This window comes from Nonomuraea fuscirosea (assembly GCF_035917475.1).
Lineage (GTDB): Bacteria > Actinomycetota > Actinomycetes > Streptosporangiales > Streptosporangiaceae > Nonomuraea > Nonomuraea fuscirosea.
In genome coordinates this window covers 5,559,593-5,583,194 of sequence record NZ_CP109074.1, presented here as the reverse complement: position 1 = coordinate 5,583,194, position 23,602 = coordinate 5,559,593, and the positions used below count along the sequence as shown (strand labels likewise).

General features: G+C 71.7%; 24 protein-coding genes. 16 read left to right on the top strand and 8 right to left on the bottom strand.

What is annotated here, in order from left to right; all coding sequences use genetic code 11:
- The first annotated feature begins 117 nt into the window (after positions 1 to 117).
- The 7 genes from OIE67_RS25490 (at position 118) to OIE67_RS25460 (ending at position 6,525) form a co-directional block, all read left to right on the top strand.
- Entirely contained in the window at positions 118 to 912 is a 795-nt protein-coding gene (locus OIE67_RS25490; protein ID WP_326644499.1) for a class I SAM-dependent methyltransferase, read from the top strand.
- Positions 913 to 1,057: 145 nt separating this feature from the next.
- Entirely contained in the window at positions 1,058 to 1,690 is a 633-nt protein-coding gene (locus OIE67_RS25485) for a GntR family transcriptional regulator (RefSeq protein ID WP_326644497.1), read from the top strand.
- A gap of 68 nt (positions 1,691 to 1,758) precedes the next feature.
- A complete protein-coding gene (locus OIE67_RS25480; protein ID WP_326644495.1) occupies positions 1,759 to 2,679 on the top strand; it encodes a DUF6282 family protein in 921 nt (306 codons plus the stop codon).
- Positions 2,680 to 2,687: 8 nt separating this feature from the next.
- Positions 2,688 to 3,458 (top strand): ABC transporter ATP-binding protein, encoded by a 771-nt coding sequence (locus OIE67_RS25475; RefSeq protein WP_219912377.1) that lies wholly within the window; start codon positions 2,688 to 2,690, stop codon positions 3,456 to 3,458.
- Positions 3,455 to 4,270 carry an ABC transporter permease gene (locus OIE67_RS25470; RefSeq protein WP_326644491.1) on the top strand — a complete coding sequence of 272 codons (816 nt, stop codon included), beginning with the start codon at positions 3,455 to 3,457 and terminating at the stop codon, positions 4,268 to 4,270. The genes OIE67_RS25475 and OIE67_RS25470 overlap by 4 nt, the downstream gene beginning before the upstream one ends.
- Positions 4,267 to 5,313, top strand: a complete 1,047-nt coding sequence (locus tag OIE67_RS25465; protein ID WP_326644489.1) for an ABC transporter substrate-binding protein — start codon at positions 4,267 to 4,269, stop codon at positions 5,311 to 5,313. Before OIE67_RS25470 ends, OIE67_RS25465 begins: the two co-directional genes overlap by 4 nt.
- 183 nt (positions 5,314 to 5,496) lie before the next feature.
- A complete protein-coding gene (locus OIE67_RS25460; protein WP_326644487.1) occupies positions 5,497 to 6,525 on the top strand; it encodes a LacI family DNA-binding transcriptional regulator in 1,029 nt (342 codons plus the stop codon).
- Between the two features lie 68 nt (positions 6,526 to 6,593).
- Here the strand turns inward: OIE67_RS25460 and OIE67_RS25455 are convergent, their stop codons facing one another.
- Complete coding sequence (locus OIE67_RS25455) at positions 6,594 to 7,631, bottom strand: PP2C family protein-serine/threonine phosphatase (protein WP_326644485.1); 1,038 nt, start codon at positions 7,629 to 7,631, stop codon at positions 6,594 to 6,596.
- Between the two features lie 343 nt (positions 7,632 to 7,974).
- On the opposite strand from OIE67_RS25455, the gene OIE67_RS25450 reads away from it, so the two are divergent.
- The 6 genes from OIE67_RS25450 to OIE67_RS25425 all read left to right on the top strand — a co-directional run bounded on the left by OIE67_RS25450 (position 7,975) and on the right by OIE67_RS25425 (position 13,158).
- Positions 7,975 to 9,081, top strand: a complete 1,107-nt coding sequence (locus OIE67_RS25450) for a hypothetical protein (protein WP_326644483.1) — start codon at positions 7,975 to 7,977, stop codon at positions 9,079 to 9,081.
- A complete protein-coding gene (locus tag OIE67_RS25445) occupies positions 9,078 to 10,613 on the top strand; it encodes a hypothetical protein (protein ID WP_326644481.1) in 1,536 nt (511 codons plus the stop codon). Before OIE67_RS25450 ends, OIE67_RS25445 begins: the two co-directional genes overlap by 4 nt.
- Positions 10,610 to 11,002, top strand: a complete 393-nt coding sequence (locus OIE67_RS25440) for a hypothetical protein (protein WP_326644479.1) — start codon at positions 10,610 to 10,612, stop codon at positions 11,000 to 11,002. Before OIE67_RS25445 ends, OIE67_RS25440 begins: the two co-directional genes overlap by 4 nt.
- A gap of 175 nt (positions 11,003 to 11,177) precedes the next feature.
- The gene (locus OIE67_RS25435) at positions 11,178 to 12,116 is read left to right on the top strand and encodes a sulfite exporter TauE/SafE family protein (RefSeq protein ID WP_106251016.1); all 939 of its coding nucleotides are present in this window, start codon (positions 11,178 to 11,180) and stop codon (positions 12,114 to 12,116) included.
- A gap of 12 nt (positions 12,117 to 12,128) precedes the next feature.
- Positions 12,129 to 12,554: an RrF2 family transcriptional regulator gene (locus OIE67_RS25430; RefSeq protein WP_326644477.1), complete on the top strand. Its 426-nt coding sequence runs from the start codon at positions 12,129 to 12,131 to the stop codon at positions 12,552 to 12,554.
- 55 nt (positions 12,555 to 12,609) lie between these two features.
- Positions 12,610 to 13,158: a hypothetical protein gene (locus tag OIE67_RS25425; RefSeq protein WP_326644475.1), complete on the top strand. Its 549-nt coding sequence runs from the start codon at positions 12,610 to 12,612 to the stop codon at positions 13,156 to 13,158.
- A gap of 60 nt (positions 13,159 to 13,218) precedes the next feature.
- Here OIE67_RS25425 and OIE67_RS25420 read toward each other — a convergent pair whose 3' ends face one another.
- On the bottom strand, positions 13,219 to 14,262 hold the full coding sequence (locus tag OIE67_RS25420; RefSeq protein ID WP_326644473.1) for an endo-1,4-beta-xylanase: 1,044 nt from the start codon (positions 14,260 to 14,262) through the stop codon (positions 13,219 to 13,221).
- 286 nt (positions 14,263 to 14,548) lie between these two features.
- Positions 14,549 to 15,139, bottom strand: coding sequence for a hypothetical protein (locus OIE67_RS25415; protein ID WP_326644471.1), 591 nt, complete (start codon positions 15,137 to 15,139; stop codon positions 14,549 to 14,551).
- 427 nt (positions 15,140 to 15,566) lie between these two features.
- On the opposite strand from OIE67_RS25415, the gene OIE67_RS25410 reads away from it, so the two are divergent.
- A complete protein-coding gene (locus tag OIE67_RS25410) occupies positions 15,567 to 16,550 on the top strand; it encodes an aliphatic sulfonate ABC transporter substrate-binding protein (RefSeq protein ID WP_326644468.1) in 984 nt (327 codons plus the stop codon).
- Between the two features lie 36 nt (positions 16,551 to 16,586).
- On the opposite strand, the gene OIE67_RS25405 is transcribed toward OIE67_RS25410, so the two are convergent.
- Positions 16,587 to 17,735, bottom strand: coding sequence for a DUF418 domain-containing protein (locus tag OIE67_RS25405; protein WP_326644466.1), 1,149 nt, complete (start codon positions 17,733 to 17,735; stop codon positions 16,587 to 16,589).
- A 106-nt stretch (positions 17,736 to 17,841) separates the two neighbouring features.
- Positions 17,842 to 18,816, bottom strand: coding sequence for an aldo/keto reductase (locus OIE67_RS25400; protein ID WP_326644464.1), 975 nt, complete (start codon positions 18,814 to 18,816; stop codon positions 17,842 to 17,844).
- A gap of 129 nt (positions 18,817 to 18,945) precedes the next feature.
- Here OIE67_RS25400 and OIE67_RS25395 point away from each other — a divergent pair, with 129 nt between their 5' ends.
- Positions 18,946 to 19,719 (top strand): phytanoyl-CoA dioxygenase family protein, encoded by a 774-nt coding sequence (locus OIE67_RS25395; RefSeq protein WP_326644462.1) that lies wholly within the window; start codon positions 18,946 to 18,948, stop codon positions 19,717 to 19,719.
- Between the two features lie 15 nt (positions 19,720 to 19,734).
- On the opposite strand, the gene OIE67_RS25390 is transcribed toward OIE67_RS25395, so the two are convergent.
- The 3 genes from OIE67_RS25390 to OIE67_RS25380 are packed head-to-tail and all read right to left on the bottom strand — an operon-like array spanning position 19,735 to position 22,491.
- Positions 19,735 to 20,553, bottom strand: coding sequence for an SDR family oxidoreductase (locus OIE67_RS25390; RefSeq protein ID WP_326644460.1), 819 nt, complete (start codon positions 20,551 to 20,553; stop codon positions 19,735 to 19,737).
- A gap of 28 nt (positions 20,554 to 20,581) precedes the next feature.
- Positions 20,582 to 21,364: an ABC transporter permease gene (locus tag OIE67_RS25385; protein WP_326644458.1), complete on the bottom strand. Its 783-nt coding sequence runs from the start codon at positions 21,362 to 21,364 to the stop codon at positions 20,582 to 20,584.
- Complete coding sequence (locus OIE67_RS25380; RefSeq protein ID WP_326644456.1) at positions 21,361 to 22,491, bottom strand: ABC transporter ATP-binding protein; 1,131 nt, start codon at positions 22,489 to 22,491, stop codon at positions 21,361 to 21,363. Before OIE67_RS25380 ends, OIE67_RS25385 begins: the two co-directional genes overlap by 4 nt.
- 89 nt (positions 22,492 to 22,580) lie before the next feature.
- On the opposite strand from OIE67_RS25380, the gene OIE67_RS25375 reads away from it, so the two are divergent.
- Positions 22,581 to 23,573, top strand: a complete 993-nt coding sequence (locus tag OIE67_RS25375) for a helix-turn-helix transcriptional regulator (protein WP_326644454.1) — start codon at positions 22,581 to 22,583, stop codon at positions 23,571 to 23,573.
- Positions 23,574 to 23,602 lie beyond the last annotated feature (29 nt).

The following is a 23,602-nucleotide window of genomic DNA, read 5'->3' as shown; positions in this document are numbered from 1 at the left end:
CTCCAATCCACGTCGCCGACTGTCAACATTGATTTTCGTCCATGTGAAGTTTCTTGACAGCCAGGTGTGCTGCCGAAAGGCTTTGGCCTTCGGCACGACTCAGTGGGGGAGCGCTGGTTGATGAGGCACACCGAACTGAAGGACTTCTGGGAGCGCCGCCTCGAGTCCGACTGGACCGAGAGCGGGGTCGGCTACAAGCAGCTCGGGCGGGCGTTCAACGCGTACATGTATCTGGTGCGAGGAGAGGTCTTCCGGCGTGAGGTGGGCCGGCTCGGGCTCGACCTGGCCGCCGCCGAGGTCCTCGACGTCGGCTCGGGCACCGGCTTCTACCTGCGCCAGTGGCGGGCGCTCGGCGCCCGGTCGATCACGGGGGCCGACCTCACCAAGGCCGCCGTCGAGCGCCTGAGCGCCCGCTTCCCCGACTCCGAGATCCTCCAGCTCGACCTCGCCGACCCCGGCGACCTGATCGAGCCCGGCTCGTACGACGCGGTCTCGGCCATGGACATGCTGTTCCACATCACCGACGACGAGCGCTACCGCGCGGCCCTGCGCACGCTTGGGCGGGCCACCAAGCCGGGCGGCGTCCTCGTCCTGTCGGAGAACTTCCTGCACCGGCCCGAGCAGCGCGGCGACCACCAGGTGAACCACACGCTGCCGTGGATCACCACGGCGCTCGGCGAGGCCGGCTTCGACGTCGTCCGGCGCGCGCCCATGCTCGTGCTGATGAACGCCCAGGTGGACGCCAACCCCGTGTGGCGCAAGCTGTGGGGCGGCTTCCTGCGCGGCGTCACGCTCACCGAGGCCACCGGCCGGGTGGCCGGGGCGCTGCTGTCGCCGGTGGAGCGGCGGCTCGTGCGCGTCGTCCGCGAGAGTCCCACGACGGAGCTGATGATCTGCCGCCGCCGCCGCTGAGCGGAAGCGCCGTGACGCGGGCCGAGGCTCGCCTCATGACGAACGAGGCCCGCGTCACCTGAATGGGGCCCGCGTCACGGTTGACGCGTGACCCAGATGGTTACGATATCTCTCACACGATTGTTGACAATCTGAGTGAGGGAACGTGTCCACAGACGCGGGAACGGTCCTCGACGCGATCCGCGAGGGGATCATGCGGGGCGATTTCGTGCCTGATCAGCGGCTCGTGGAAGCCGACCTGTCCGAGCGCTTCTCCGCGAGCAGAAGTTCCGTGCGCTCCGCGCTGCTGCAACTGGCCAACGAGGGCCTGGTGGAGCGGGTGCAGAACCGCGGCGCGCGGGTGCGGGCGGTCTCCCTGGACGAGGCCGTCGAGATCACCGAGGTGCGCATGGTGGTCGAGGGACTGTGCGCGGCCAAGGCGGCCGGCCGGGTCACCCCTGGCGCGGTCGCGGAGCTGCGCGAGATCGGCGCTCTCATGTCCGAAGCGGTGCGGTCGGGCGACGTGCTCGGCTATTCGGAGCTCAACCAGCTCCTGCACCGCCGCGTCCGCGAGCTGAGCGGCCAGTCCATCGCGGGCCGGGTGCTGGAACGGCTGCGCGGCCAGGTCGTCCGCCACCAGTTCCGGCTGTCCCTGCAGCGCGGCCGCCCGGCCAGGTCGCTGGGCGAGCATCTGGCCATCATCGACGCCATCTGCGCGGGGGATCCGGGCGCGGCCGAACAGGCGGCCCGCCGCCATCTGCGCAGCGTGATCGCGGCTCTGCGCGATTCTCAGGACTGATCGCCCTTGACGGTTGTCGCCCATATTGTTAACAATCTGTTTCAGTAAACAGATCGTGGGAGACCTGCATGCCGGACCACCCCCAGCCCTCCGCGCGAGCACGTGATCTCGTCGCGGACGCCTACGACATCCACGTCCACGTCGCGCCGGATGTGATGCGCAGGCGGATCGACGACCTGACGCTCGCGGCGCGTTTCGCCGAGGTCGGGCTCGCCGGCTTCGTGCTCAAGTCCCATTACGTGCCCACCGCGGAACGAGCCGAGGTCGTGCGGGCCGCGGTGCCCGGCTTCGACGCCGTCGGGGCGATCACGCTGAACGCCTCCGTCGGCGGCATGAACCCCATCGCCGTCGAGATCGCCGCCAGAGGCGGCGCCCGGTTCGTCTGGCTGCCCACCGTGGACAGCGCCAACCAGCGGGCCTGCACCGCGAGCGACCCCGAGGGTGCCACGCCGCCCATGTGGGCCAGGCTCCAGGACGACCTGCGGGAGGCCGGGATGGCGGCCGACCCCGTGGACGTGCTGGGGCCGGACGGGACGGTGCTGGAGCGGGTCAGGCAGGTGCTGCGGCTGATCGCCCAGCACGACCTGACCCTCGCCACCGGCCACCTCAGCGCCGACGAGATCGACGCGGTGGTCGCCGCCGCCGTGGCCGAGGGCGTACGCCGCATCGTGATCACCCATCCCGAGTTCACCTCACAGCGGGTGGCGATCGACCGCCAGCGCGCCCTGGCCGCCCAGGGCGCCCTGCTCGAACGCTGCTTCACCACCCCGCACTCCGGCAAGGTCACCTGGCGGACCTGGTTCGAGCACATCGACGTCGTGGGCCCCGAGTACTCCGTGCTCTCCAGCGACCTCGGCCAGCCCTTCAACCCGCCCGTGGAGGACGGCCTGGCCCTGCTGGCCGACCGGCTGCTCGCCGAGGGCTTCACCGACAAGGACGTACGCACCATGGCCGTGGACAACTCCCGCCTGCTGGCGGGCCCCCGATGAGCGGCACCGTGACCAGCGAGACCGTGATCGAGGTCAGCGGGCTCGGCAAGCAGTTCGTCAAGGACGCCGTCGGCATCGTGGCACTGCGCGACTTCGACCTCACGATCGCGCAGGGCAGCTTCGTCACCGTGCTCGGCCGTAGCGGCTGCGGCAAGTCCACCATGCTCAACCTGCTCGCCGGCCTCACCACGCCGACCTCGGGCACGGTCTCCTACCGCGGCCGGCCGGTCGCGGGCCCGCGGACCGAGGTGGGCTACCTGACCCAGTCCGACACCCTCATGCCGTGGCGCAGCGTACACAAGAACGTCGAGCTGCCCCTGGAGATCGCCGGCGTGCCCGCGCAGCGACGCACGGAACACGCGGCCGAGCTGATCGGGAAGGTCGGCCTCGAAGGCTTCGAACGGCACTACCCGCGCGAACTGTCCGGCGGGATGCGCCGCCGGGTCAGCCTGGCCAGGATGCTCGCGGGCGATCCTGAGACGCTGCTCATGGACGAGCCGTTCGGCGCCCTCGACGCCCAGCTCCGCGGCGAGCTGCAGGCCGAGCTGCTCCGGCTGTGGGCGGACGGCGGCCAGACGGTGGTGTTCGTGACCCACGACATCGAGGAGGCCCTGCTGCTCGGCGACCGGGTCGTGGTGCTCGGCCCGGTCGGCCGCATCGTGCTCGACCGTCCCATCGACCTGCCCCGGCCCAGGGACGCCGACGAACTCAGGATCGACCCGGAGTTCGTCGCCCTGCACCGGGAGCTCACCGCCGCGCTGCGGGAGGGAGCCCGATGACCGCGATCCAGACCGTGCGGCTCGACCGGAGCTGGTGGGGACGGCACGGCGGCACCGCCACGGTGTGGTCGCTGCGAGCGCTGCTGGTGGTGGCGCTGCTGGTCGTGTGGGAGCTGACGGCCGAGCGGTGGTTCGACATCACCTTCACCAGCAAGCCCAGCGACATCTGGACCCGCCTGGTCCAGTGGCACCAGGACGGGACGCTGTGGTCCAACACCTGGATCACCGTCCAGGAGGTGGTCTACGGCTTCCTGCTCGGAGCCGCCGCCGGCGCGCTGACCGGCTTCGTGCTGGCCTCCGCACGGGCCTTCTACCAGGTGCTCGACCCGTTCATCATGGCGCTGTACGCCATCCCGAAGGTCGCCCTGGCGCCGCTGTTCATCGTCTGGTTCGGCATCGGCATGAGCATGAAGGTGCTGCTGGCCGCCGCGACCGTGTTCTTCCTCGTCTTCCTCAACGTCGCCGCGGGCGTGCGCGAGGTGGACCGCGGCCTGATCGACGCCGTACGGCTGATGGGCGGCAGCCGGCGCGACATCCTGGTCAAGGTCGTCGTCCCGTCGTCCATGACCGGGCTGCTCACCGGGCTCAAGGTGGCCGTCCCGTACGCGCTCATCGGCGCCGTGATCGGCGAGCTGGTGGCCTCCAACCGGGGCCTGGGCTACCTGATCAACGACGCCGCCGCGCAGTTCGACACCGCCGGCGTGTTCGCCACGCTCGTTGTCCTGAGCGTGATCGCGGCGCTGCTCAACCTGGTCGTCGGGCTGCTCGACCGGCGGGCCAGCCGGTGGAAGCCGCTGGGAGAGGAGCGGTGAGCCGGGCCGGGACCCGCCGCCCCCGGCCGGCACTGAGCGTGCTGATCGTCGCCGCGCTCCTGCTGGCCGTGACCGGCTGCGCGCAACGCAGCTCGACCACGCCGCCCGGCGTCCTGAACGTCGGCCAGATCAGCAACTCGCTCGCGTTCTTCCCGCTGTTCGTGGCCGAGCAGAAGGGTTACTTCGCCGAGGAGGGCGTCAAGCTCGGCGAACGGCCCAGGCTCGGCACCGGGGCCAAGGTCGCCGCGGCCCTCAAGTCGGGCAGCATCGACCTCGGCGCCGGAGTGATGACCGACGCGCTCAACCTGGCCAGGATCGACGACAAGGGCCGGCTGGTGGCCAACCTGGTCGACCGCTACTACGTGGACGTCGTGGTCGGCGCCTCCTTCACCGGCGCGAGCCCGTCCGACCCGCTCGACCAGCGCATCCGCGCCCTGCGGGGCAAGAAGATCGGCATCACCGGGCCGGGCAGCGGGACCGAGGCGCTGGTGACGTACCTGTTCGCCAAGGCCGGGATGAACTCCGCGACGGACAGCGAACTCGTCAACCTCGGCAGCACCGCCGCCGCCGCACTGGGCGCCCTCAAGGGGGGACGGGTGGACGCGCTCGCCTTCTTCCAGCCGATCGCCCAGCAGGCCACGGCGGCCGGCATCGGCGTGCGTTTCATCTCGCCCGCCGCGGGCGACGTGCCGGGGCTGGAGCGGACCTCGCACGGCGTCGTGTTCACCACGCAGCGGATCATCGACAAGAAGCCCAAGGAGGTCGCCGCCTTCCAGAACGCGCTCGGCCGCGCCCAGCGCTTCATCCACCAGGCCGACACCGGCGAGATCATCCGGCTGCTCGGCCTCTACCTCAAGGGCATCGACCCGAAGGCGCTGACCGAGCTGCCCGCGCTCATGCGGAGCGAGATCCCGGAGAGCATCGGCTTCTCGCGCTCGTCCTTCGACACCGCCATCGGCTTCCACCGGGTGACCGGGCTGGTCAAGCATCTGCCGTCGTACGAGCAGATCGTGCCGCCCGCGCTGCGGACGAACGCCACCTGACCCGCTGGGGCGGACTCCCCCTCCTGCCCGCCCCAGCCTCCGCCTTGCGCCCGCCTCCGCTGAACCTTCCCGCGCTGTCGCGGAAAGCCCGAGAAAGCCTTTTCCTCCGTACGGCGCCCCGTAGGGACAACGTCAACGGAGGATAAAGTAGGAGCGGCGAGGGATGGGGAAAGCGGAGGAAAAGTGGGGAAATTGGAGCGGCACGTCACGATCACCGACGTCGCGGCGCTGGCCGGGGTGTCGGTGGGCACGGCCTCCAAGGCCCTCAACGGGCGCGGATCGCTGCGCGAGGAGACCAGAGCCCGGGTCAGGGAGGCGGCCAGGCAGCTCAACTTCGAGGTGAACGCGGGTGCGCGCAGCCTGCACTCGGGCCGGACGTACACCGTGGGCATGATCACCACGGACACGATCGGGCGGTTCAGCATCCCCGTGCTCATGGGCGCGGAGGACGCGCTGGGGGCGGGGCAGATGTCGGTGTTCCTGTGCGACGGGCGCGACGACCCGATCAGGGAGCAGTACCACGTCAAGACGCTGATCGGCCGCCGCGTGGACGGCATCATCGTCACCGGCCGCCGCACCGAGGCGCGCGCGCCGATCTCCCCGGCCCTGCCCGTCCCCGTCGTGTACGCCTACATCGGCTCGACCGACCCCGACGACTGCTCCGTGGTGCCGGACGAGGCGGGCGGGGCGCGCAAGGCGGTCGAGCACCTGCTGGCCGTCGGCCGCACCCGCGTCGCGCAGATCACCGGTCCGGAACACCATCACTCCGCCCGGGTCAGGGCCGGCGCCGCGGCCGAGCGGCTGGCGGAGTCGGGGCTCGCGCCGGCCGGGCCGCCCCTGTTCGGGGCGTGGAGCGAGGTGTGGGGGCGGCAGGCGATCGGGATGCTGCTGGCCGGCGGGACGGACTTCGACGCCGTCTTCTGCGGCAGCGACCAGATCGCCCGCGGCGTGGCCGACGCGTTGCGCTCGGTGGGGCGGCGGGTGCCCGAGGACGTGGCGCTGGTCGGGTTCGACAACTGGGGCGTGATGGTGGAGGGCTCGCAGCCGCCGCTGACCAGCGTGGACATGAACCTGGAAGGGCTGGGCAGGACGGCGGCGGAGATGCTGCTGGCCGCGATCAACGGCTCACCGTCGCCGGGGCGGCACGCCCGCCCCTGCCACCTGGTGGTCCGGGAGTCGACCACGGTGCCGCTGGTGCCCGGCGCCGCCTGACGGCGTCCCTTCGTCGTGCTGCTCGACGCGCATTTCGGCATGACCGGAAACGCGTCACGGGCGGGGTGTCACGGGCGGTGGAGCAGGAGCATCGCGGCGTCGTCGTGCAGCGGGCCGCCGGTGTGCTGCACCAGGTCCGTCCGCAGCGAGTCGAGCGCCTCCTGCGGATCGTCGCGGCGCAGCAGCCACACCCGCTCCGTCAGCGGGTAGAACTCGCCGGCCGCGTTCCTGGCCTCGATCACCCCGTCGGTGAAGAACAGGACGCGGTCGCCGGAGCCGAACGGGATCCGCTGCGGCTTCGGGGCCGAGGTCTCGAACACGCCCAGGCCGAGGGGCAGCCCCTGCTCGGTCGGCTCGGGAGCGTGCACCTCGCCGTCGCTCAGGATCAGCAGCGGCGCTGGGTGGCCGAAGTTGACCAGCGACATCTCCTTGTCGTGGATCTCCGCGATGATCGCGGTGACGAACTGCTCGCCGCCTAAGTGCCTGGCCAGGCTCGCCTCCAGGCGGTCGCCGATGTCGCCCAGGTCGGCCTCGTCGTAGGCGGCCTCGCGGAAGGCGCCCAGCACCCACGCCGCCGTCTCGACCGCCGCCAAGCCCTTGCCCTGCACGTCGCCGATCAGCAGCCGGACGCCCTGCGGGGTCGTGACGACCTCGTACAGATCGCCGCCGATCCGCGCCTCGGCCGCCGCGGAGGTGTACGACAGCGCCACCCGCAGGTCGCCCGCCCGCCGCGGCACCGGCCGCAGCAGCACGCGCTGGGCGGCCTCGGCGACCTGCCGCACGCTGGCCAGCTCGCGCTCGCGCTGCAGGCGCAGCCGGCTGGCCAGCATGCTCGCCGCCGTCACTCCGGCGATGGAGATGAGGGTGAGATTGTTGGTCCAGGTGAACAGCAGGCCGTTGTAGATCGCCATGGGCACGCAGACGGCCAGCGCCACCGCTCCGACGGCGGCCGTGCGCCGAACGCCGCCCGACACCGACGCGAAGGCCGGGCCCAGCGTGAGCAGCGGCAGGAAGACGAGGCTCTGGCCGGCGAGCAGATCGGCCAGGGTGACACCCAGCATGACGATGAACGGCAGCCAGCGCAGGACCCGCAGAGACGACCTCATCCCACCCCCCGTACGGACTTCACGCGCTGTTGACATACCAGCATCGCGCAGGACCCGTCCGGTTCTCAAGCGGGACAGTTCCAGGTTTCCTGTGTATTCGGGCCGCCAGAAATATCCCCCTTTTCAGCAGAAAGCCGCAGAATCGTGTCCGTGCAGGTACGTAGCGTGAAATTGTACTGGAATTCTACTTACGCGCATTTCACCGCGCCGCGCTAGATTCGAGTCGTCGGGAAATCGGGCCGTCGAAAGGGGACGTCAAGTGGCGTTGGCCAATACTGGTATGCGGCGTTTACTCGCGGATTCAGGTGAACCGCGCGGCTGGGTCTCTCCCCGGACCGACCTCGTGACGGCGGTGCTGGGCATCTGGTTCGGCGTCGGGCTGATGATCGACGCGTGGGCGCACACCAACCTCACCGAGCTGGAGACGTTCTTCACGCCGTGGCACGCGGTGTTCTACACGGGGTTCGCCGTGGTCTCGGGCTGGATCTTCTGGCAGGTGTGGCGTGGGGTGCGCGCCGGGCGGCAGGGGCCGGCGGCCGTGCCGAACGGATATCTGGCCGGGCTGGTGGCGATTCCCGCGTTCGCCGCCTTCGGATTCGTGGACATGATGTGGCACACGATCCTCGGCATCGAGACAAATCTGGATATTCTGTTCAGTCCCTCGCATCTCGGCCTTATCGTGACAATGCTCATCATCATCACGACACCGCTCCGCTCGGCCTGGAACGCCCCTAACATGGGCGCCGCGCCGTCACTCGGACGCCTGCTCCCCGCGCTGATCGGGCTCGGTTTCGCCACGGCGCTGGTATGGCTCTTCCTCTCGTACGGCGACGCCATGCAGTACGGGCCGCAGCGCATCGTCGAGAACTTCTCCGCCACCGACAACGGGGGCGCAGCCCGGCTCGCGTCCGCGCTGGTCATCACCAACGTCATCACGCTCACGCCCGTGCTGTTCCTCGTCCGCCGCTGGCGGCTCCCGTTCGGCGCGGTGACCGTCCTGTACGCGCTGAGCGTCCTCATGCCCGGCGCGCAGACGGAGTTCAGTAACCTGCCGATCCTGCTCGCGTTCGTGGCCGGCGGGCTGGTGAGCGACCTGCTGATCCTCCGGCTGCGCCCGTCGGCCGCGCGCCGGGGCGCCTACTGGGCCTTCGCCGGGCTGTCGGCCCTCGCCACCTGGTCGCTCTACTTCGCGATCGCCTCGGTGGCGGGCGGCGGCCTGCCCGCCGTACCGGAGCTGTGGACCGGCGCGCCGGTCGTGGCCGGGCTGATCGGGCTGGCACTCGGAGCCCTGTTCCTGCCCAACGCGCTCACCGACTCACGCCCCGATCCGGACGCGACAGCGGGCCGCCAGGTGCTCGCCGACTCCAGTGCATCCACCGGCTCCAGCGCGTCCCCTGACTCCGGCGTGCTCGCCCGTACCAACGCGCTCGACGACCCCGAGCGGGCATGATCCGACGGCTCCGAGCGGCGGCGATCCTGGTGCTGTGCCTCGTCGCCGTGCTGGTCGTGGGCGCCGCCGCTCCCGCCGCGGCGCACAACGTCACGGCGGGGGCGGATCTGCGGATCGCCCAGACGATCGCCGGCGCCGAGGTCACGGTGGTGATCAAGGGGACGCCGCGCGTGCCGGGGCCGCTGCGGATCGGGGTCGTCGCGTACCAGCCGGTCGCCGCGCTGCCGGTCGGCCTGGAGGTGCGCTCGGTCGAGGACGGGCGGACCGTGACCGGCACGGCGCGGGCGGCGGCGCGCGATCCGCAGTACGCGCGGCTCCAGGTGGAACGGACCGGGCCGCACGAGCTGAAGCTGAGCGCGGGGAACGAGGTCGCCGTCATCCCGTTCCGCGTTCTCGTGGACCGCGGTTCCGCGGGCGACTTCCTGATCTACGGCGGCCTGTTCGTGGCCGGGCTGCTGCTGGCAGGCGGCCTGCTCACCGGGGCGCCGGCCCGGCGGGGTGCGGCGATGCTGCTGGCGGCGGGGGCCGCGGCCGGGGTGACGGTCGCCGTCATGGTCATCGTGTTCGAACCCTGGATACCCCCTCCCCTCCCCGACGGCGCCGCGCCTGAGGCGTCCTCGTCCGGGGCGGGGGTGGCGGCGGGCGGGCGGCCGTACGCGCAGGCGCGGGTGGCGACGGTGCCGGCCCGGCCTGAAGCCGGGGAGGAGTTCACGCTGCGGATCGACCTCGTGGACGGCTCCACCGGGCGTCCCGTGGACGACCTCACCGTGCACCATGAGGCGCTCGCGCACGTGGTCCTGACCAGCGAGGACGGCCGCTACTTCCGCCACCTGCACCCTCTGCGCACGGCGCCGGGGCGGCTGGAGGTCAGGATGCGCGCCGACCGCCCGGGCCGCTACCTGACCCATACCGAGCTGGAACGGGAGAACTCAGGCGGCCAACTCACCTCCGCGACCGTCACGGTGGGCGGCGAGGCCCCTGCGCCGGAGACACAGTCATCGGACCCGGCCACCTCGGACCCGGCCACCTCGGACCCGGCCACCTCGGACCCGGCCACCTCGGACCCGGCCACCTCGGACCCGGCCACCTCGGACCCGGCCACCTCAGATCCCGCCACTCCAGAGCCCGCCACTCCAGATCCCACAGTGACGGACCCGGCTGCCACGAGCGCGCCGGTCGCGACGGATTCGGTGGCGGAGGATCCGGCTGGGGCGGGTGCCGGGGGCGTGGGCGCCGTGCCGCGGTTGCGGCCCGGCAGTCCGGTGGCGGGGCGTCCGGCGACGATCGAGCTGGACACCCCCGCAGGGGTACGGCCCTGGCTCGGCATGGCCGGTCACCTGCTCATCCGCAGCCAGGACGGCGCCTTCTTCGGCCACGTCCACGAGATGGGCACCCCGGGCTCCCGGCTGCGCTTCACCTTCAGCTTCCCGCAGGCCGGCCGCTACCTGGCCTGGGCCCAGTACGCCACCGGGGAGGGCGTCGTCACCGTGCCCTTCGCCGTGGACGTGACGGCGTCGGAGGCTACGCGATGAGCGGGAAACGGGCTCTGGCGGCGGTGGCGCTCGTGGTCGTCGCCGTGACGCTGTTCGTCGTGGGCCGGAGCATGGCGGCCGAGCCGCTGCGTCTGACGACCACGGGCACGCGCTACGCCGTCACCGTGCTGATCGAGGATCCGGCGCCAGGGCGCGTCACCGCTGAGGTCGAGGTGACCTCGGGCGACGCCGACTCCGTGACCCTGTCGGCGGTGATGGCCGACATGGGGCACTCGACGCCCGAGGTCGCCGCACGCGAACGGGAGCCCGGCCGTTTCCTGGCCGAAGGGGAGCTGTTCGCGATGAGCGGCGTGTGGGAGCTGTCGATCCGCCTCGACGGCCCGGCCGGCGAGGAACAACTCGCCGTCAAGGCCCTGATTCCCGGCTGATCCCCGCTCCGAGAAGAGCCGCCGCGGCCGCTTCGTCCCGTTCGAGGGGCGGGGCGGCCGTCGTCGTCCGGGGCGCCGGCGTTCAGTTGTTCCCCTGCCAGGGGTTGACAGGACGGCCCTCGCCTTTAATTATTATTCCTACTTGTATAGTAGGAATGGTAGGAAAGGGGAGATCGTGCGGGCACTCATCCTGCTCGGGCTGGTCGGTCTCGCGGCCCAGCTGGTCGACGGCAGCCTAGGCATGGCCTACGGCGTCACCTCGACCACGCTGCTGCTGGCCATCGGCACCAACGCGGCGGCGGCATCCGCCACCGTCCACCTCGCCGAAATCGGCACCACGCTCGCATCGGGCATCTCCCACTGGCGCTTCGGCAACGTGGACTGGAAGGTCGTCGCCAAGATCGGCATCCCGGGGGCCGTGGGCGCGTTCGCCGGCGCGACCTTCCTGTCGAGCCTGTCCACCGACGTCGCCGCCCCGGTCATGTCGATCATCCTGCTCGCCCTGGGTGTCTACATCCTCATCCGCTTCACCGCCTTCGGCCTGCCGCGCGGCAACCTGGGCAAGCCGCTGCGCCGGCGCTTCCTGGCGCCGCTCGGCCTGCTGGCCGGCTTCGTGGACGCCACCGGCGGCGGTGGCTGGGGCCCCGTCGGCACCCCGGCCATCCTGGCCAGCGGGCGCATGGCCCCGCGCAAGGTGATCGGCTCGATCGACGCCAGCGAGTTCCTCGTCGCCATCGCGGCCAGCGTCGGCTTCTTCGTCGGCATCGGCTCGGAGAACATCAACTTCTCCTGGGTGGCCGTGCTGCTGCTCGGCGGCGTCATCGCCGCGCCGATCGCCGCCTGGCTGGTCCGGCACATCCCGCCGCGCATCCTCGGCTCGGCCGTCGGTGGCGTCATCGTGCTGACGAACGTGCGCACGCTGCTGCGCAGCGACTGGATCGACGCCTCCACCGGCGTCCAGACGGTGGCGTACATCATCATCGCCGTCATCTGGGCGGCGGCCATCGCCTACTCGGTCCGCGAGTACCGCCGTGACAAGGCCAACGAGTCCGTCGAGGCGGTGGAGAGCGAGTTGCGCGAGCGCGGTTCAGAGGAGGAGACGGCCTCCGCCTGAAGCCCGCCGCCGATGAGAATCTCCGCCCGTACCCAGTACGCCCTAGGCGCCATGCTCGCCCTGGCCGTGGCCGACCGCCCGGTGCACGCCGAGCGGATCGCCGTCACGCAGGAGATCCCGCGCCGCTTCTGCGACAACATCCTGCTCCAACTACGCCGGGCGGGCCTGATCCGCAGCCAGCGGGGCCCCGACGGGGGCTACTGGCTGGCCCGCCCGGCCGGGCAGATCGCGCTCGCCGACGTCATCCGCGTCACCGAGGGCGCGGAACCGCCCGCCCGCCCCTTCTCCCCGGCCGCCGCGCCGCTGGCCGAGATCTGGGACCGGCTGCGCAGCCACGAGAACGCGCTGCTCAGCGAGATCACCCTGGCCGACGTCATCGCCGCCGGCGACCCGCGATCGCCGTCCAACGGCTCGGTCGCCGGTCAGGAAGTGCGGTGAAGAGCATCGGCCACTGACGGACGTGGCGCCCCCGAGGTGCTGGCAAGCTGGTCCCGTGGCTTTTCGGGTGCGCGAGTTCGAGCTGGCGCTGATGCATCGCATGCAGGACCTCAACGCCGGCAAGGTGGAGGAGGCGCTGCACGGCATGGGCGCCTCCCGCGCCGAGCTGCGCGCGGCCCACGCCCACTGGACGCGGCTGGCCCACGCCCCGAGGGCGCCCAAGGGGGCCGCGGCGTTGCGGATGGCGCTGGGGGCGCCGCCGTACCGCGAGAGCAGGCCCGCGGGCAGTCTGACCTGCGACGTCCTGCGCTGGCCGCTGCCGAGCTGGCCGGGCCTGGCGTTCGAGGCCCTGCTCGGCCCCGGCGGCGAGGTGTGGAACCAGTGGTTCGTCCGCCCGGAAGGGCCGGCGGCGGTCGCGTTCACGGACCTGACGCCGTGGACGTGCGTCGTGGGCGACCTCGGCGCGAGCTTCCCCGGCGCCGTCCAGATCGAGGGCCCCGCCCCGCACCACTGGACGGTCGACTTCCCCCACGACGGCCGCACGTACCGCGCCCGTTTCGTGTACGGGCTGATCCAGCGCCTGGACGGTTCTCCGCAGGAATGAGACGCCCAGGTCCTCACCCGATCGCGAGTGAGGACCTGGGGCAGGCCGGGAGGTGCCGCGTCAGCGCGGGCGCTTCACGTTCAGCAGCGCCCGGTACGCCGGCTTGGGCGCGAGGTTCTCGTCGAGCAGGCAGGCCGAGCCCTCACCGTCGAACCAGCCGGGCACCCACGAGTGCCGGTCGGTGTAACCCCACACGGTGAACTCGCGGCACGCGCGGACACTGAGGCAGTCGGACAGCGCCCGGCTGTAGTACGTGGCCTGGGTGGCCAGCTTCTCCGGCGTCACGGGCAGCACCATGCGCACGTCCAGCTCGGTGACCGCCACTTCGAGGCCCAGGTCGGCGAAGCGGCGCATCACGTTCGCCCAGTCGCCGGGGTAGTCGTACTGGATGCCCAGGTGGCCCTGGAAGCCGGCTCCGTGGATCGGCACCCCCTGCGCCCGCAGCTCCTTGACCAGGGCCAGGGTCGTCTCGATCTTGGGGGCGTTCCACTCCAGGTTGTAGTCGTTGATGTAGAGCTTGGCGTGCGGGTCGGCCTTGTGCGCCCAGCGGAAGGCGTCGGCGATGTAGCCGGGGCCGAGATGGGTCAGCCACAGGGTCTGCCGCATCGTGCCGTCTTCCTCCACGACCTCGTTCACCACGTCCCAGGCCCGGATCTTGCCCTTGTAGCGGCGTACCTGGGTGGTGATGTGGTCGCGCAGGATCTTCCTGAGCTCGGTGGCGTCGATCGAGCCGTCGGCCACGCCGCTGGTCAGCCAGGCGGGCAACTGGTTGTGCCAGACGAGGGTGTGGCCGCGTACCTGCTGGTGGTCGCGGCGCGCGTTCTCGACCAGCGTGTCGGCGTCGGCCCAGGTGAACACCCCGCGCTCCGGCTCGACGGACTCCCACTTCATCGCGTTCTCCGCGGTGACGTGGCTGAACTCGCGGTTGAGCACCTTGCGGTAGTCGGACTCCGCGCGCAGGGCGGCGATGTCGACGGCAGAGCCGATCTTGACGCCGGTCTGCTGCGCGAGCTGCCGCAGGTCGCGCGGTGGGCGCGGATGAGCGGACGCGGGCAGGGCCGGGGTGGCGAGGACGAGCGCTAAAGCGAGGATCAGGAGCTTCACCGTGTTACCTCCGATGCCGGAGCCGGGGGGTGCCAGACGAGCGACGACACGCGACCGAAAGTTTCGGTGGTGTGTCGATAATTTCACCGGCTGCCGGAACCGTAAGCGCTGCCCGGACAGGTCGTCAACCTCCGGGCAAGGACGAATCGCCGGACGCCGCCGGGTCAATCGGACGAGCATCCGAGATCGAGCTCGCGTCGCTCAGACGAGCACTCAAAATCGCAGACGAGCACTCAAAATCGACCACGCGTCGCTCAGACGGGCACCCGGGATCGACCCGCGTCGCTCAGACGAGCACCAGGATCGCCACGCCGAGCGTGAAGTCGAGCACCGCGCAGAACTCCGCCAGCGACCGCGTCACCACCTGGTTCGCCCGCCAGACGATGACGTCCTGCACGGCGTGACCGATGAGGGCGGCGGCGACGAGATAACTTCCCGCGACCGGCGACAGGGACACCGCCACGACGGCGGCGCCGCCGAAGAGCAGCATGGCGGGCAGTTGCAGAGCCGTCAGCGGTGGCCGCCGCGCCACGCCGCCGGCCAGGGCCAGCACGGCGAGGCACACCCCGCCTCCCACCAGCGCGGGCCACGGCTCCGCGTCGAGCAGCCGCAGCACCGTCACCCCCGCCACGCACGCGCCGAACAGCGGCCAGACCACGGCAGGCCGGCCGAGCAGCGCGGTGCCCAGGTAGATGAGCGCGGCCAGGAACACGATGAGCGCCTGCGGGCGGCCGTCGTCCAGGCCGAAGGCGTTCTGTGCCATGACCGCCAGCCCCAGCCAGGTGGGCCAGCGGTGGGCGACGCCGAGCAGTACGCGGATCGGCAGCGGTCGCCCGGGGCCGGCGGTGGGCGCGGCTGAGGGTGATATGTCGCTCATACAGACGACTGTCAGGTACGGCCGCGCCGGCCGCCGAGCCGCGGGAAACACCAGGTCCGCAATCTTGGGCATCCTGTCCGCCCGGCCCTTGTCCTCGCATACTTCGGGCCCGACCTGAACCTCGTCTGTCGTCGCAGGACTCGTGAGTGCTCACCGAGCATCAGGGGCGCTCTCATGGTAGATCATTGACTCTATTAACCCATCTTTCCTACCGTTTGATCCGGTATAGAGGAGGCGCATGACGAGCCGGCAGGCCACGGTTCCCGTGCGGACGGCGGCGGGACGGGCGTGCCGTCACCGGCATCGACGAGCGATGTGCCGTATCCGAGGCCGCGTGATCGTGCCCGTCCCGAACTCGCCGTGCTCCGTGCCGATCTGCTGGAGCGGCTCGGCGTCCCCCGTCCCACCCCCGCCGAGGAGCCCACCCATGAGCCGCCGTCGTTCCCTGGTCGCCGTCGTTTCGCTCGTCACGCTGCTCGCCCCCCTGGCCACCGCCTGCGCGGCGGGGGAGGGCGACAGCACCGCGACGTCCTCCGCGCGGCGGCTGCGCCTCGACTACGCCTACTACAACCCGCTCAGCCTCGTCGTACGAAGGCAGCGCTGGCTGGAGACCGAGCTGAGAGGCACCATGATCACCTGGGTGCTGTCGGCGGGCAGCAACGAGGCCAACGAGAACCTGCGCGCCGAGACCATCGACGTCGGCTCCACGGCGGGCGCCGCCGCGTTGCAGGCGCGGGCGAACGGGACCCCGATCAAGACCATCGGCGTCTACACCCGGCCGGGGTGGACGGCGCTCGTGGTCCCCAAGGATTCCGACGTCACCAAGGTGACCCAGCTCAAGGGCAGGAAGATCGCCGCCACCAAGGGCACGGACCCGTACTTCTTCCTGCTCCAGGCCCTCCAGGAGGCCGGGCTGAAGGGCACGGACGTCGAGGTCGTCAACCTCCAGCACGCGGACGGCAGGACGGCGCTGGAACGCGGCGACGTGGACGCCTGGGCGGGGCTGGACCCGCTGATGGCGCAGAGCCAGGTGGACGCCGGCACCAAGCTCGTCTACCGGAATCCGGCCTTCAACTCCTACGGCTTCCTCAACGCCAGGGAGAAGTTCCTCACCCACCAGCCCGAGCTGGCGCAGAAGGTGATCGACGTCTACGAGCGCGCCCGCGTGTGGATCGGCGAGCATCCCGACGAGGCGGTAGAGCTGCTGGCGTCCGAGGCCGAGCTCGCCCCCGAGGTGGCCGCGGTGGTGCTGAAGGAGCGGACGGAGGTCAGGGTCGGCCCGGTGCCCGGCGACGAGCAGCGCGCGGTGCTGGAACGCATCCTGCCGACGCTGGTACGCGAGGGTCAGGTCCGTTCCGAGCAGGAGGCGAGGACGGCCCTGGACACCCTGTTCGCGCCGGACTTCCGTTGACGGCGGTGGCCGCCTGGCAGCCGGCCTCCGGCGGCTCTACCGGCCTGCTTCGCTCACCTGCTCCACCTGCCCGCCTCCGGCGCGCGTCCGTCGCCACGGGGCCTGGTAGGCCCACTGCCAGGCCAGTTCGATCGGCCCGCGGTCGAAGCGGCGCAGCCACAGCGACGACAGGGTCATGAACAGCACGCAGATCCCGGCCCAGGCGACCGGCACCCACCAGGGCCGCAGCCCGTCCAGGCGGGTGGCCAGGCCCAGGCCCCAGCCGTAGCAGAGCGCGCCGGCGACCAGGTTCTGGAAGACGTAGCACGACAGGGCCGTCCGGCCGACGTTGGTGAAGCCGCGGCGCAGCACGCCCGGCGCGCTCCGCATCCGCAGCACGATCGAGGTGATCAGCGCCAGCAGGCCCAGCGAGACCAGCGGCGCCACGAGGTAGCGGTCCACCATGAACCAGGCGGGCCCGGCGAAGGAGGTGAGCAGGTTCAGCGGCACGCCGGCGCCGATCCCGGCGGCGATCAGCCGGCCGCGCAGTCGCGCGCCGCGTTCCTCGAAGACGCCGGCGCGCATCAGCCGCGCGCCGAGCAGGAACAGCACGATGCCGAGCGGCACGATGAAGAGCAGCTCCGCGCGGAAGATCGCGGCATATCGCAGGCGCAGCTCCACCTGCTCCAGCCAGCCGGACGGGTGCGCGGCCGCCGTGCCACCGCCCGCCGGCATCGTCATGAGCAGCGCGGTGAGCAGGCCCACCATGGCCAGGAGCAGCGTCCCGGCCGCGACCATCCAGGCCGTGACGACGCGTTCGCTCCGCCCGATCAGGTACGCCACGATCATCGAGGTGATCGCGTACCCCATGAGCACGTCGAACTCGAAGATCAGCACGTAGTGCAGGATCCCCTCGGCCAGCAGCAGCGTGGCCCGCCAGAGGTAGCGGCCCGGCCACGTCAGGCCCCTGCGCACCGCGCTTCGGTACTGCAGTTCGAGCCCGACGCCGAACAGCAGCGTCAGCAGCCCGAGGAACTTGCCGTTGGACAGGAACCGCAGGAACGTCTCCACCCCGCCGGCGTCCGCGCCGAAGCCCAGGAGTGCCCCGGGGCCGCCGGGGTCGGTGAAGATCCAGATGTTGGTGCCCAGCGTGCCCGCGATGGCCACGCCGCGCAGAAGGTCGAGTGCGCCGATGCGTCTGTCCACACCCTCAAGCGTGCTGGCGCGCGGGCCCGTTCTGATCGTCCCCAGGAGCGAAATGGGCGGTACATCGATCGATGTACCGCCCCGATACTTCGGTCACCCCGTCGGGTCAGGACTCGACGCCCGACTCCTTCGCGGCCCGCTCGATGGTGGCCAGTTCGTCGTCGGTGAAGTCGAGCCGGTCCACCGCGGCCACGTTCGCCTCCAGCTGCTCGGGGCTGGAGGCCCCCACCAGCACCGAGGTGATCCGCGGGTCGCGCAGCGCCCACGCCAGCGCGAGCTGGGCCACCGTCTGCCCGCGCGCGCTCGCCAGGTCGGCCAGCGCCCGGACGAACGTCAGCACCTGCGGCGTCACCCGGTCCGGCGTCAGGAAGCGCCCCTCGGCGGCGCGCGAGTCGGCCGGGATGCCGTTCAGGTACCGGTCGGTGAGCAGGCCCTGCGCCAGCGGCGAGTACACCACGCAGCCCATGCCCTCCTGTTCGAGCACGCCCAGCAGCGCGTCCTCGATACCCCGGTTCAGCAGCGAGTACGACGGCTGGTGCACCAGGAGCGGCGTGCCGAGCCCGCGCAGCAGGCGGGCGGCCTCGGCGGTGCGCTCGGGGGAGAAGTTGGAGACGCCGACGTAGAGGACGCGGCCGGTGCGGACCATGTGGTCGAGCGTGGCGACCTGCTCCTCCAGCGGGGTGTCCTCGTCGTCGCGGTGCAGGTAGAAGATGTCCACGTAGTCGAGGCCGAGCCGGGCCAGCGAGCGGTCCAGCGTGGCCAGCAGGTGCTTGCGTGAGTTGCCCTTGCCGTACGGGCCGTCCCACATGGGGTTGCTGCCCTTGGTGGTCACCACGGCCTCGTCGCGCAGCGACCGGGGGAAGAGCTGCCCGAACGCGGTCTCGGCGGCGCCGATCGGCGGGCCGTACCGGTCGGCGATGTCGAAGTGGGTGATGCCGAGATCGAGCGCCTTGTGCAGGATCGCGCGCTGGCTCTCGAGCGGCTTGGCCTCGCCGAAGTTGTGCCACAGGCCGAGCGAGACGGCGGGGAGGAGCAGTCCGCTGCGGCCGCACCTCCGGTACGGCTGACGTTCGTAGTCCACGGGGGTGACCTTCCGCAAAGATCGCAATGAAACGTTTTACGGAGCACAGTCAATCATCTTCTTCCTCCTTCCGGGCGGCCGGTGCCCGGCACAGACCAGTACGAAGTGGGCCGGCGGCCTGCAGTGGGCATGACCATGAAGGGACTGGAGGGCTGCATGAACGAGATCTCCCCGGCACTGTTCTACCGGGACAACGGCTACGCGCTGCTCAGGGGCCTGATCAGCGCCGACGAAGCAAGGGCCTACCGCGAGGAGTGTCACGCGCTCCTGGCGCGGCTGCGCCCCTCCGACCCCACCTGGGGCAGCGCACGGCGGATCGCCGGCGGCGGCACCGAGCTGCGGCACTGCCACGACGCCCAGTTCTACTCGGCCGCCTTCGCCCGGCTCATCGTCGACCCGCGTTTCACCGACGTGGCGGCGGAGCTGATCGGATCGGGCAACGTCCAGCTCCACCACACCAAGATCTTCGTCAAGCCGGCGGAGAAGGGCTCGCCGTTCCCGATGCACCAGGACGCCGCCCACTTCCCGCACACCCGGCACACGGTCGGCGCGGCCATCTTCCACTTCGACGACGCGCCCGAGGAGAAGGGCTGCGTACGCGTCGTGCCGGGCAGCCACCGGCAGGGCCCGCTGCCGCACGTCGAGGAGGGCGGCTGGCACCTGCCTCCGTCGAGCTGGCCGCTGGAGGAGGCGGTGCCGGTCGAGGCGCGGGCGGGCGACGTGCTGTTCCTCGACTACCTGACCGTGCACGGGTCGGGGGTGAACCGGTCGGACGAGGCCCGTACGACGCTGCTGGTGCAGTTCCGCGACCCCGAGGACCTGCCCGCCGACGACGTGCACCGCTCGCGCGGGCAGGGGATGATGCTGCGCGGCGTCGACCCGCTGGCCGGCTCCCGGGGATGACCGGCCCGGCGGCGGTCAGGGGGCGGCGCGGAATCGGTCGGCGTGTTCCCGTGCCCACTGGGCGAAGGTTCGCGCGGGTGTGCCGGTGACGTCCTCGACGGTGGGCAGGACCACGCCGGCGGCCTCGGGCGGGCTCGTGGCCAGCTGGATGCCGAACTCCACGTAGTCCTCGTCGTATCCGTAGCCGCGCAGCCGGGCGCGCTCCGCCTCCTCGTCGAGCTGCACGAACGCGATCTCCTGCCCGGTGGCCTCGGCGATGATCCGGACGCGTTCCGCCGGGGTGAGGGCCTCCGGCCCGGTGAGCGGGTATTTCCGTCCCTCGTGGTCCTCATGGGTGAGCGCGGTGGCGGCCACGGCGGCGATGTCCGCCTCGTGCACCATCGCGCTGGGGAAGCCGGCGAACATGGACGCGCTGCCCTGGGAACGGATCTCGTCGGCCCATTCGAGCGCGTTGGCCATGAACTCCACCGGACGCAGCAGGGTCCAGGGGATCCGGCCGGCCTCCAGGGCGCTCTCGACGCTGGTCGGCGACCAGCCGCCGAGGACCGTGGCCCGGGTGACGCCGTGGCGGGCGGCGAGGTCGATGATCTCGGAGCCGTTGGTCAGGTCCTGGTCGCCGCCGAAGGTGATCAGGTGCACCGCCTCGACCCCGTCGAACGCCGCTCCGAGCGTGGCGGCGTCGGTGAGCTCACCGGCCACCACCTCGACGCCGCCCGGGAGATCGGCCTTGGCGGGGTTGCGGGAGAGCGCGCGGACGTGGTGCCCGTCCCGGTGGAGCCGCGTGACGAGGTGCCGCCCGACCTGGCCGGTCGCTCCGGTGACGAGAATGCGCATGTGCGTGGGTCCTTTCGTACAGGGGTGATCAATGCGTGGCGGCGCGCAGGGCGCGCAGCCCGAGGAGGAAGCCGAGGACGGCGGTCGTGCCGGCGGCGAGGAATCCGTAGCCGACCTCGGGGGTCGTGATCTGTCCGGCGAAGAGGTCGCGTTCGGCCTCGACGACGTGGGTGAGCGGGTTGAACCGGGCGAGGACGCGCATCCAGGCCGGCCCCTCGTCGAGGGGGAGCAGCATCCCGGACAGGATCATCAGCGGGAAGAGCACCGTCTGGTGCACGGTCCAGAACATCCAGTCCTGCTCGCGTACGGCGATGGCCAGCGCGTAGCTGAGCGACCCGATCCCGACGCCGAGCACGCCCAGGAGCAGCAGCCCGAGGACGCCGCCGCCGGCGTGGGGGCGGAACCCGAACGGGACCATGACCAGGACGATCACGACGGCCTGGACGACGAGCGGCACGAACTCCTTGAGCGCGCGGCCGACGAACAGCGACGAGCGCGCCAGCGGCGTGACCAGGAGGCGTTCGTGCGAGCCGTCCTGGAGGTCGTACTGGAGGTTCGATCCGGTCCCCGCCGTGCCGAAGAGCGAGATCATCACGAGGATCCCCGGGACGAACCACGCCCACGGGTGCGCGGTCCCCGCCGTCGTGCCGGACACGACCAGCGGCCCGAAGAGGAGCAGGAAGAACAGCGGCTGGATCAGCCCGACGACCAGGGAGAACGGGTCCGCGGCCACGGGACGCAACTCGCGGGTCGTCACGATGAGGACGTCGCCGGCGAGACCACGTCGGCGCGGTGGGCTGACGGCGCTCACACGGCCTGCCCGGGGACCCGGTCGCCGCCCTCGGCACCGGTGGCCGGCCCCCCGCGGTCTTCCGTGCAGGTGGTCGGTCCTTCGCGGTCTTCGGCGCCGGTGGCCGGTCCCTCGCGGTCCTTGACGCCGGTGACGGGACCTCCGCGCTCCTCGGCGCCGGTGGCCGGGTCTTCGCCGGCGTCGCGCAGGCTCCGGCCGGTGAGTTCGAGGAACACGTCGTCGAGCGTGGGAAGCCGGGTGTCGGCCGCGACCACAGTGATCCCCTGGTCCCGGGCGGCGACGATCGCGCTCGCCAGCGCCGCGCGGCCGTCGGCGGCCCGTCCGGTGACCACGGCGCCCCGCCGGGTCACCGTCCCGACGCCGTCCATCGCCGCGACGAGCCCGCGCAGGCGCTCGGCGGAGGCGGGATCGGCGGTCTCCAGGGTCAGCCGGTCCCCGGCGTGACGCTGTTTGAGCTGGGCCGGCGTGCCGTCGGCGATGACCCGCCCGTGATCGACGACGACGATCCGATCCGCCCGCCGATCGGCCTCCTCCAGGTAGTGGGTGCTGAAGACGACGGTCGTGCCGCCGCGGCGCCGCATCCCGATGATGTGCTCCCAGAGGTTGTCGCGGTTCTGCGGGTCGAGGCCCGTCGTCGGCTCGTCCAGGAACAGCAGCTCCGGGAGGTGCACCAGCCCGATCGCCAGGTCGAGGCGGCGCCGCTGACCGCCGCTCATCGCCTGCGTCCTGCGCCGCGCCAGCCGTTCCAGGCCGAGCGCCGCGAGCAGTTCGGCGGCCCTGGCGCGGGCCGCGGCCCGGCCGAGGCCGTGGATGCGGCCCTGGGTGACGACCTCGTCCACGGCCCGCTGGGCGTGCCCGGCGCCGTGGCCCTGGCCGACGTAGCCGATGCGCTCGCGCACCAGCGGAGCCTGGGTCCGTACGTCGAAGCCGGCGACGCGCGCGGTCCCGCCCGTGGGCGGGAGCAGCGTCGAGAGCATCCGCATGAGCGTGCTCTTGCCCGCGCCGTTGGGGCCGAGGACGGCGACCGTCTCCCCGCGCGCCACGGAGAGGTCGATGCCCCGGACGGCGCGGACCTCCTCGCCGCGGGGGGCCAGGAAGGTCCGGGAGAGATGGGAAGTGCTGATCATGTACGCTCCGGTTCCGTTGTCGGTGGCGGCTCCCATCCTCGGTGGGCTTGTGGCCGCTATATGTCCGCAAGGGGACCTAGATTGGGCGCATGTCGACCGGCACCCGCGCCCTCGAACTCCTCGGCCTGCTGCAGAACCGGCGCCACTGGCCCAGCCCCGAGCTCGCGCGCCGCCTCGGCGTCAGCCAGCGCACGCTCCGCCGCGACATCGACAGCCTCCAGGAGCTCGGCTATCCGATCACCGCCACGCGCGGCACCGGCGGCGGCTACCAGCTCAGCCCGGGCGCCTCGCTCCCGCCGCTGGTCGTCAGCGAGGACGAGGCCGCCGCCATCGTCATGGGGCTGCAGGAGATCACCTCCGGGCCCTTCCCCGCGTCGGCCGACGCCGCGCTGAGCGCCATGGCCAAGATCGTCCAGGTGCTTCCCGTACGGATCCGGCGCCGCATCGACAGCCTGCGCGCCGTCGCCGTCCCGGCGCGGAACCCCGAGGCGCGCGCGGGCGGCGCCGATGTCGCCTCGCTGACCACCCTCGCCCTGGCCTGCCGCGACGCAGAGACGGTGGAGTTCGCCTACCGCACCCGCACCGGCGGGACCGCGGCCAGGACGGTCTGCCCGCACCACGTCGTCCGCGTCGACAGCCGCCTGTACCTGCTCGCCTGGGACCTCGACCGGGCCGGCTGGCGCACCTTCCGCGTCGACCGCGTCGGCGACGTGAGCCGCACCGGCACGACGTTCGCCCGCCGCCCGCTGCCCGACGACGATCCCGTCGCGTACGTGCGCGCCCGGATCAGGGCGACGCCGACCAGGTATCTCGTCCGCGCCACGGTCCAGGCTCCGGCCGGACGGGTGCGGAAGGAGATCGCGCACTACGGCACGGTGGAACCCCTCGACGACACCTCGTGCCGGGTGGAGATCCCCACCGACTCCCTCGACTGGGCCACCTTCTGCATCGGCGCGATCGAGGCCCCCGTCGTGATCCACGGCCCGCCGGAAGCCGTCGCCTACATGCGCGCCTGGGGCCGGCGCCTCACCGACGGCACCCAGCGGCCCCCGCTCGACGATCTCAGGGGGCCGGTATCGTGATGCTTCCGTTACCCGGCGCCGCGTATCGC

What these genes read in the sequence shown, in the direction of transcription:
- OIE67_RS25410 (WP_326644468.1), top strand. Translation starts at nt 15,567, where the DNA reads ATGAGCCGCCGTCGTTCCCTGGTCGCCGTCGTTTCGCTCGTCACGCTG.
- OIE67_RS25440 (WP_326644479.1), top strand. Translation starts at nt 10,610, where the DNA reads ATGAGCGGGAAACGGGCTCTGGCGGCGGTGGCGCTCGTGGTCGTCGCC.
- OIE67_RS25375 (WP_326644454.1), top strand. Translation starts at nt 22,581, where the DNA reads ATGTCGACCGGCACCCGCGCCCTCGAACTCCTCGGCCTGCTGCAGAAC.
- OIE67_RS25455 (WP_326644485.1), bottom strand. Translation starts at nt 7,631, where the DNA reads ATGAGGTCGTCTCTGCGGGTCCTGCGCTGGCTGCCGTTCATCGTCATG.
- OIE67_RS25380 (WP_326644456.1), bottom strand. Translation starts at nt 22,491, where the DNA reads ATGATCAGCACTTCCCATCTCTCCCGGACCTTCCTGGCCCCCCGCGGC.
- OIE67_RS25445 (WP_326644481.1), top strand. Translation starts at nt 9,078, where the DNA reads ATGATCCGACGGCTCCGAGCGGCGGCGATCCTGGTGCTGTGCCTCGTC.
- OIE67_RS25395 (WP_326644462.1), top strand. Translation starts at nt 18,946, where the DNA reads ATGACCATGAAGGGACTGGAGGGCTGCATGAACGAGATCTCCCCGGCA.
- OIE67_RS25480 (WP_326644495.1), top strand. Translation starts at nt 1,759, where the DNA reads ATGCCGGACCACCCCCAGCCCTCCGCGCGAGCACGTGATCTCGTCGCG.
- OIE67_RS25430 (WP_326644477.1), top strand. Translation starts at nt 12,129, where the DNA reads ATGAGAATCTCCGCCCGTACCCAGTACGCCCTAGGCGCCATGCTCGCC.
- OIE67_RS25415 (WP_326644471.1), bottom strand. Translation starts at nt 15,139, where the DNA reads ATGAGCGACATATCACCCTCAGCCGCGCCCACCGCCGGCCCCGGGCGA.
- OIE67_RS25470 (WP_326644491.1), top strand. Translation starts at nt 3,455, where the DNA reads ATGACCGCGATCCAGACCGTGCGGCTCGACCGGAGCTGGTGGGGACGG.
- OIE67_RS25390 (WP_326644460.1), bottom strand. Translation starts at nt 20,553, where the DNA reads ATGCGCATTCTCGTCACCGGAGCGACCGGCCAGGTCGGGCGGCACCTC.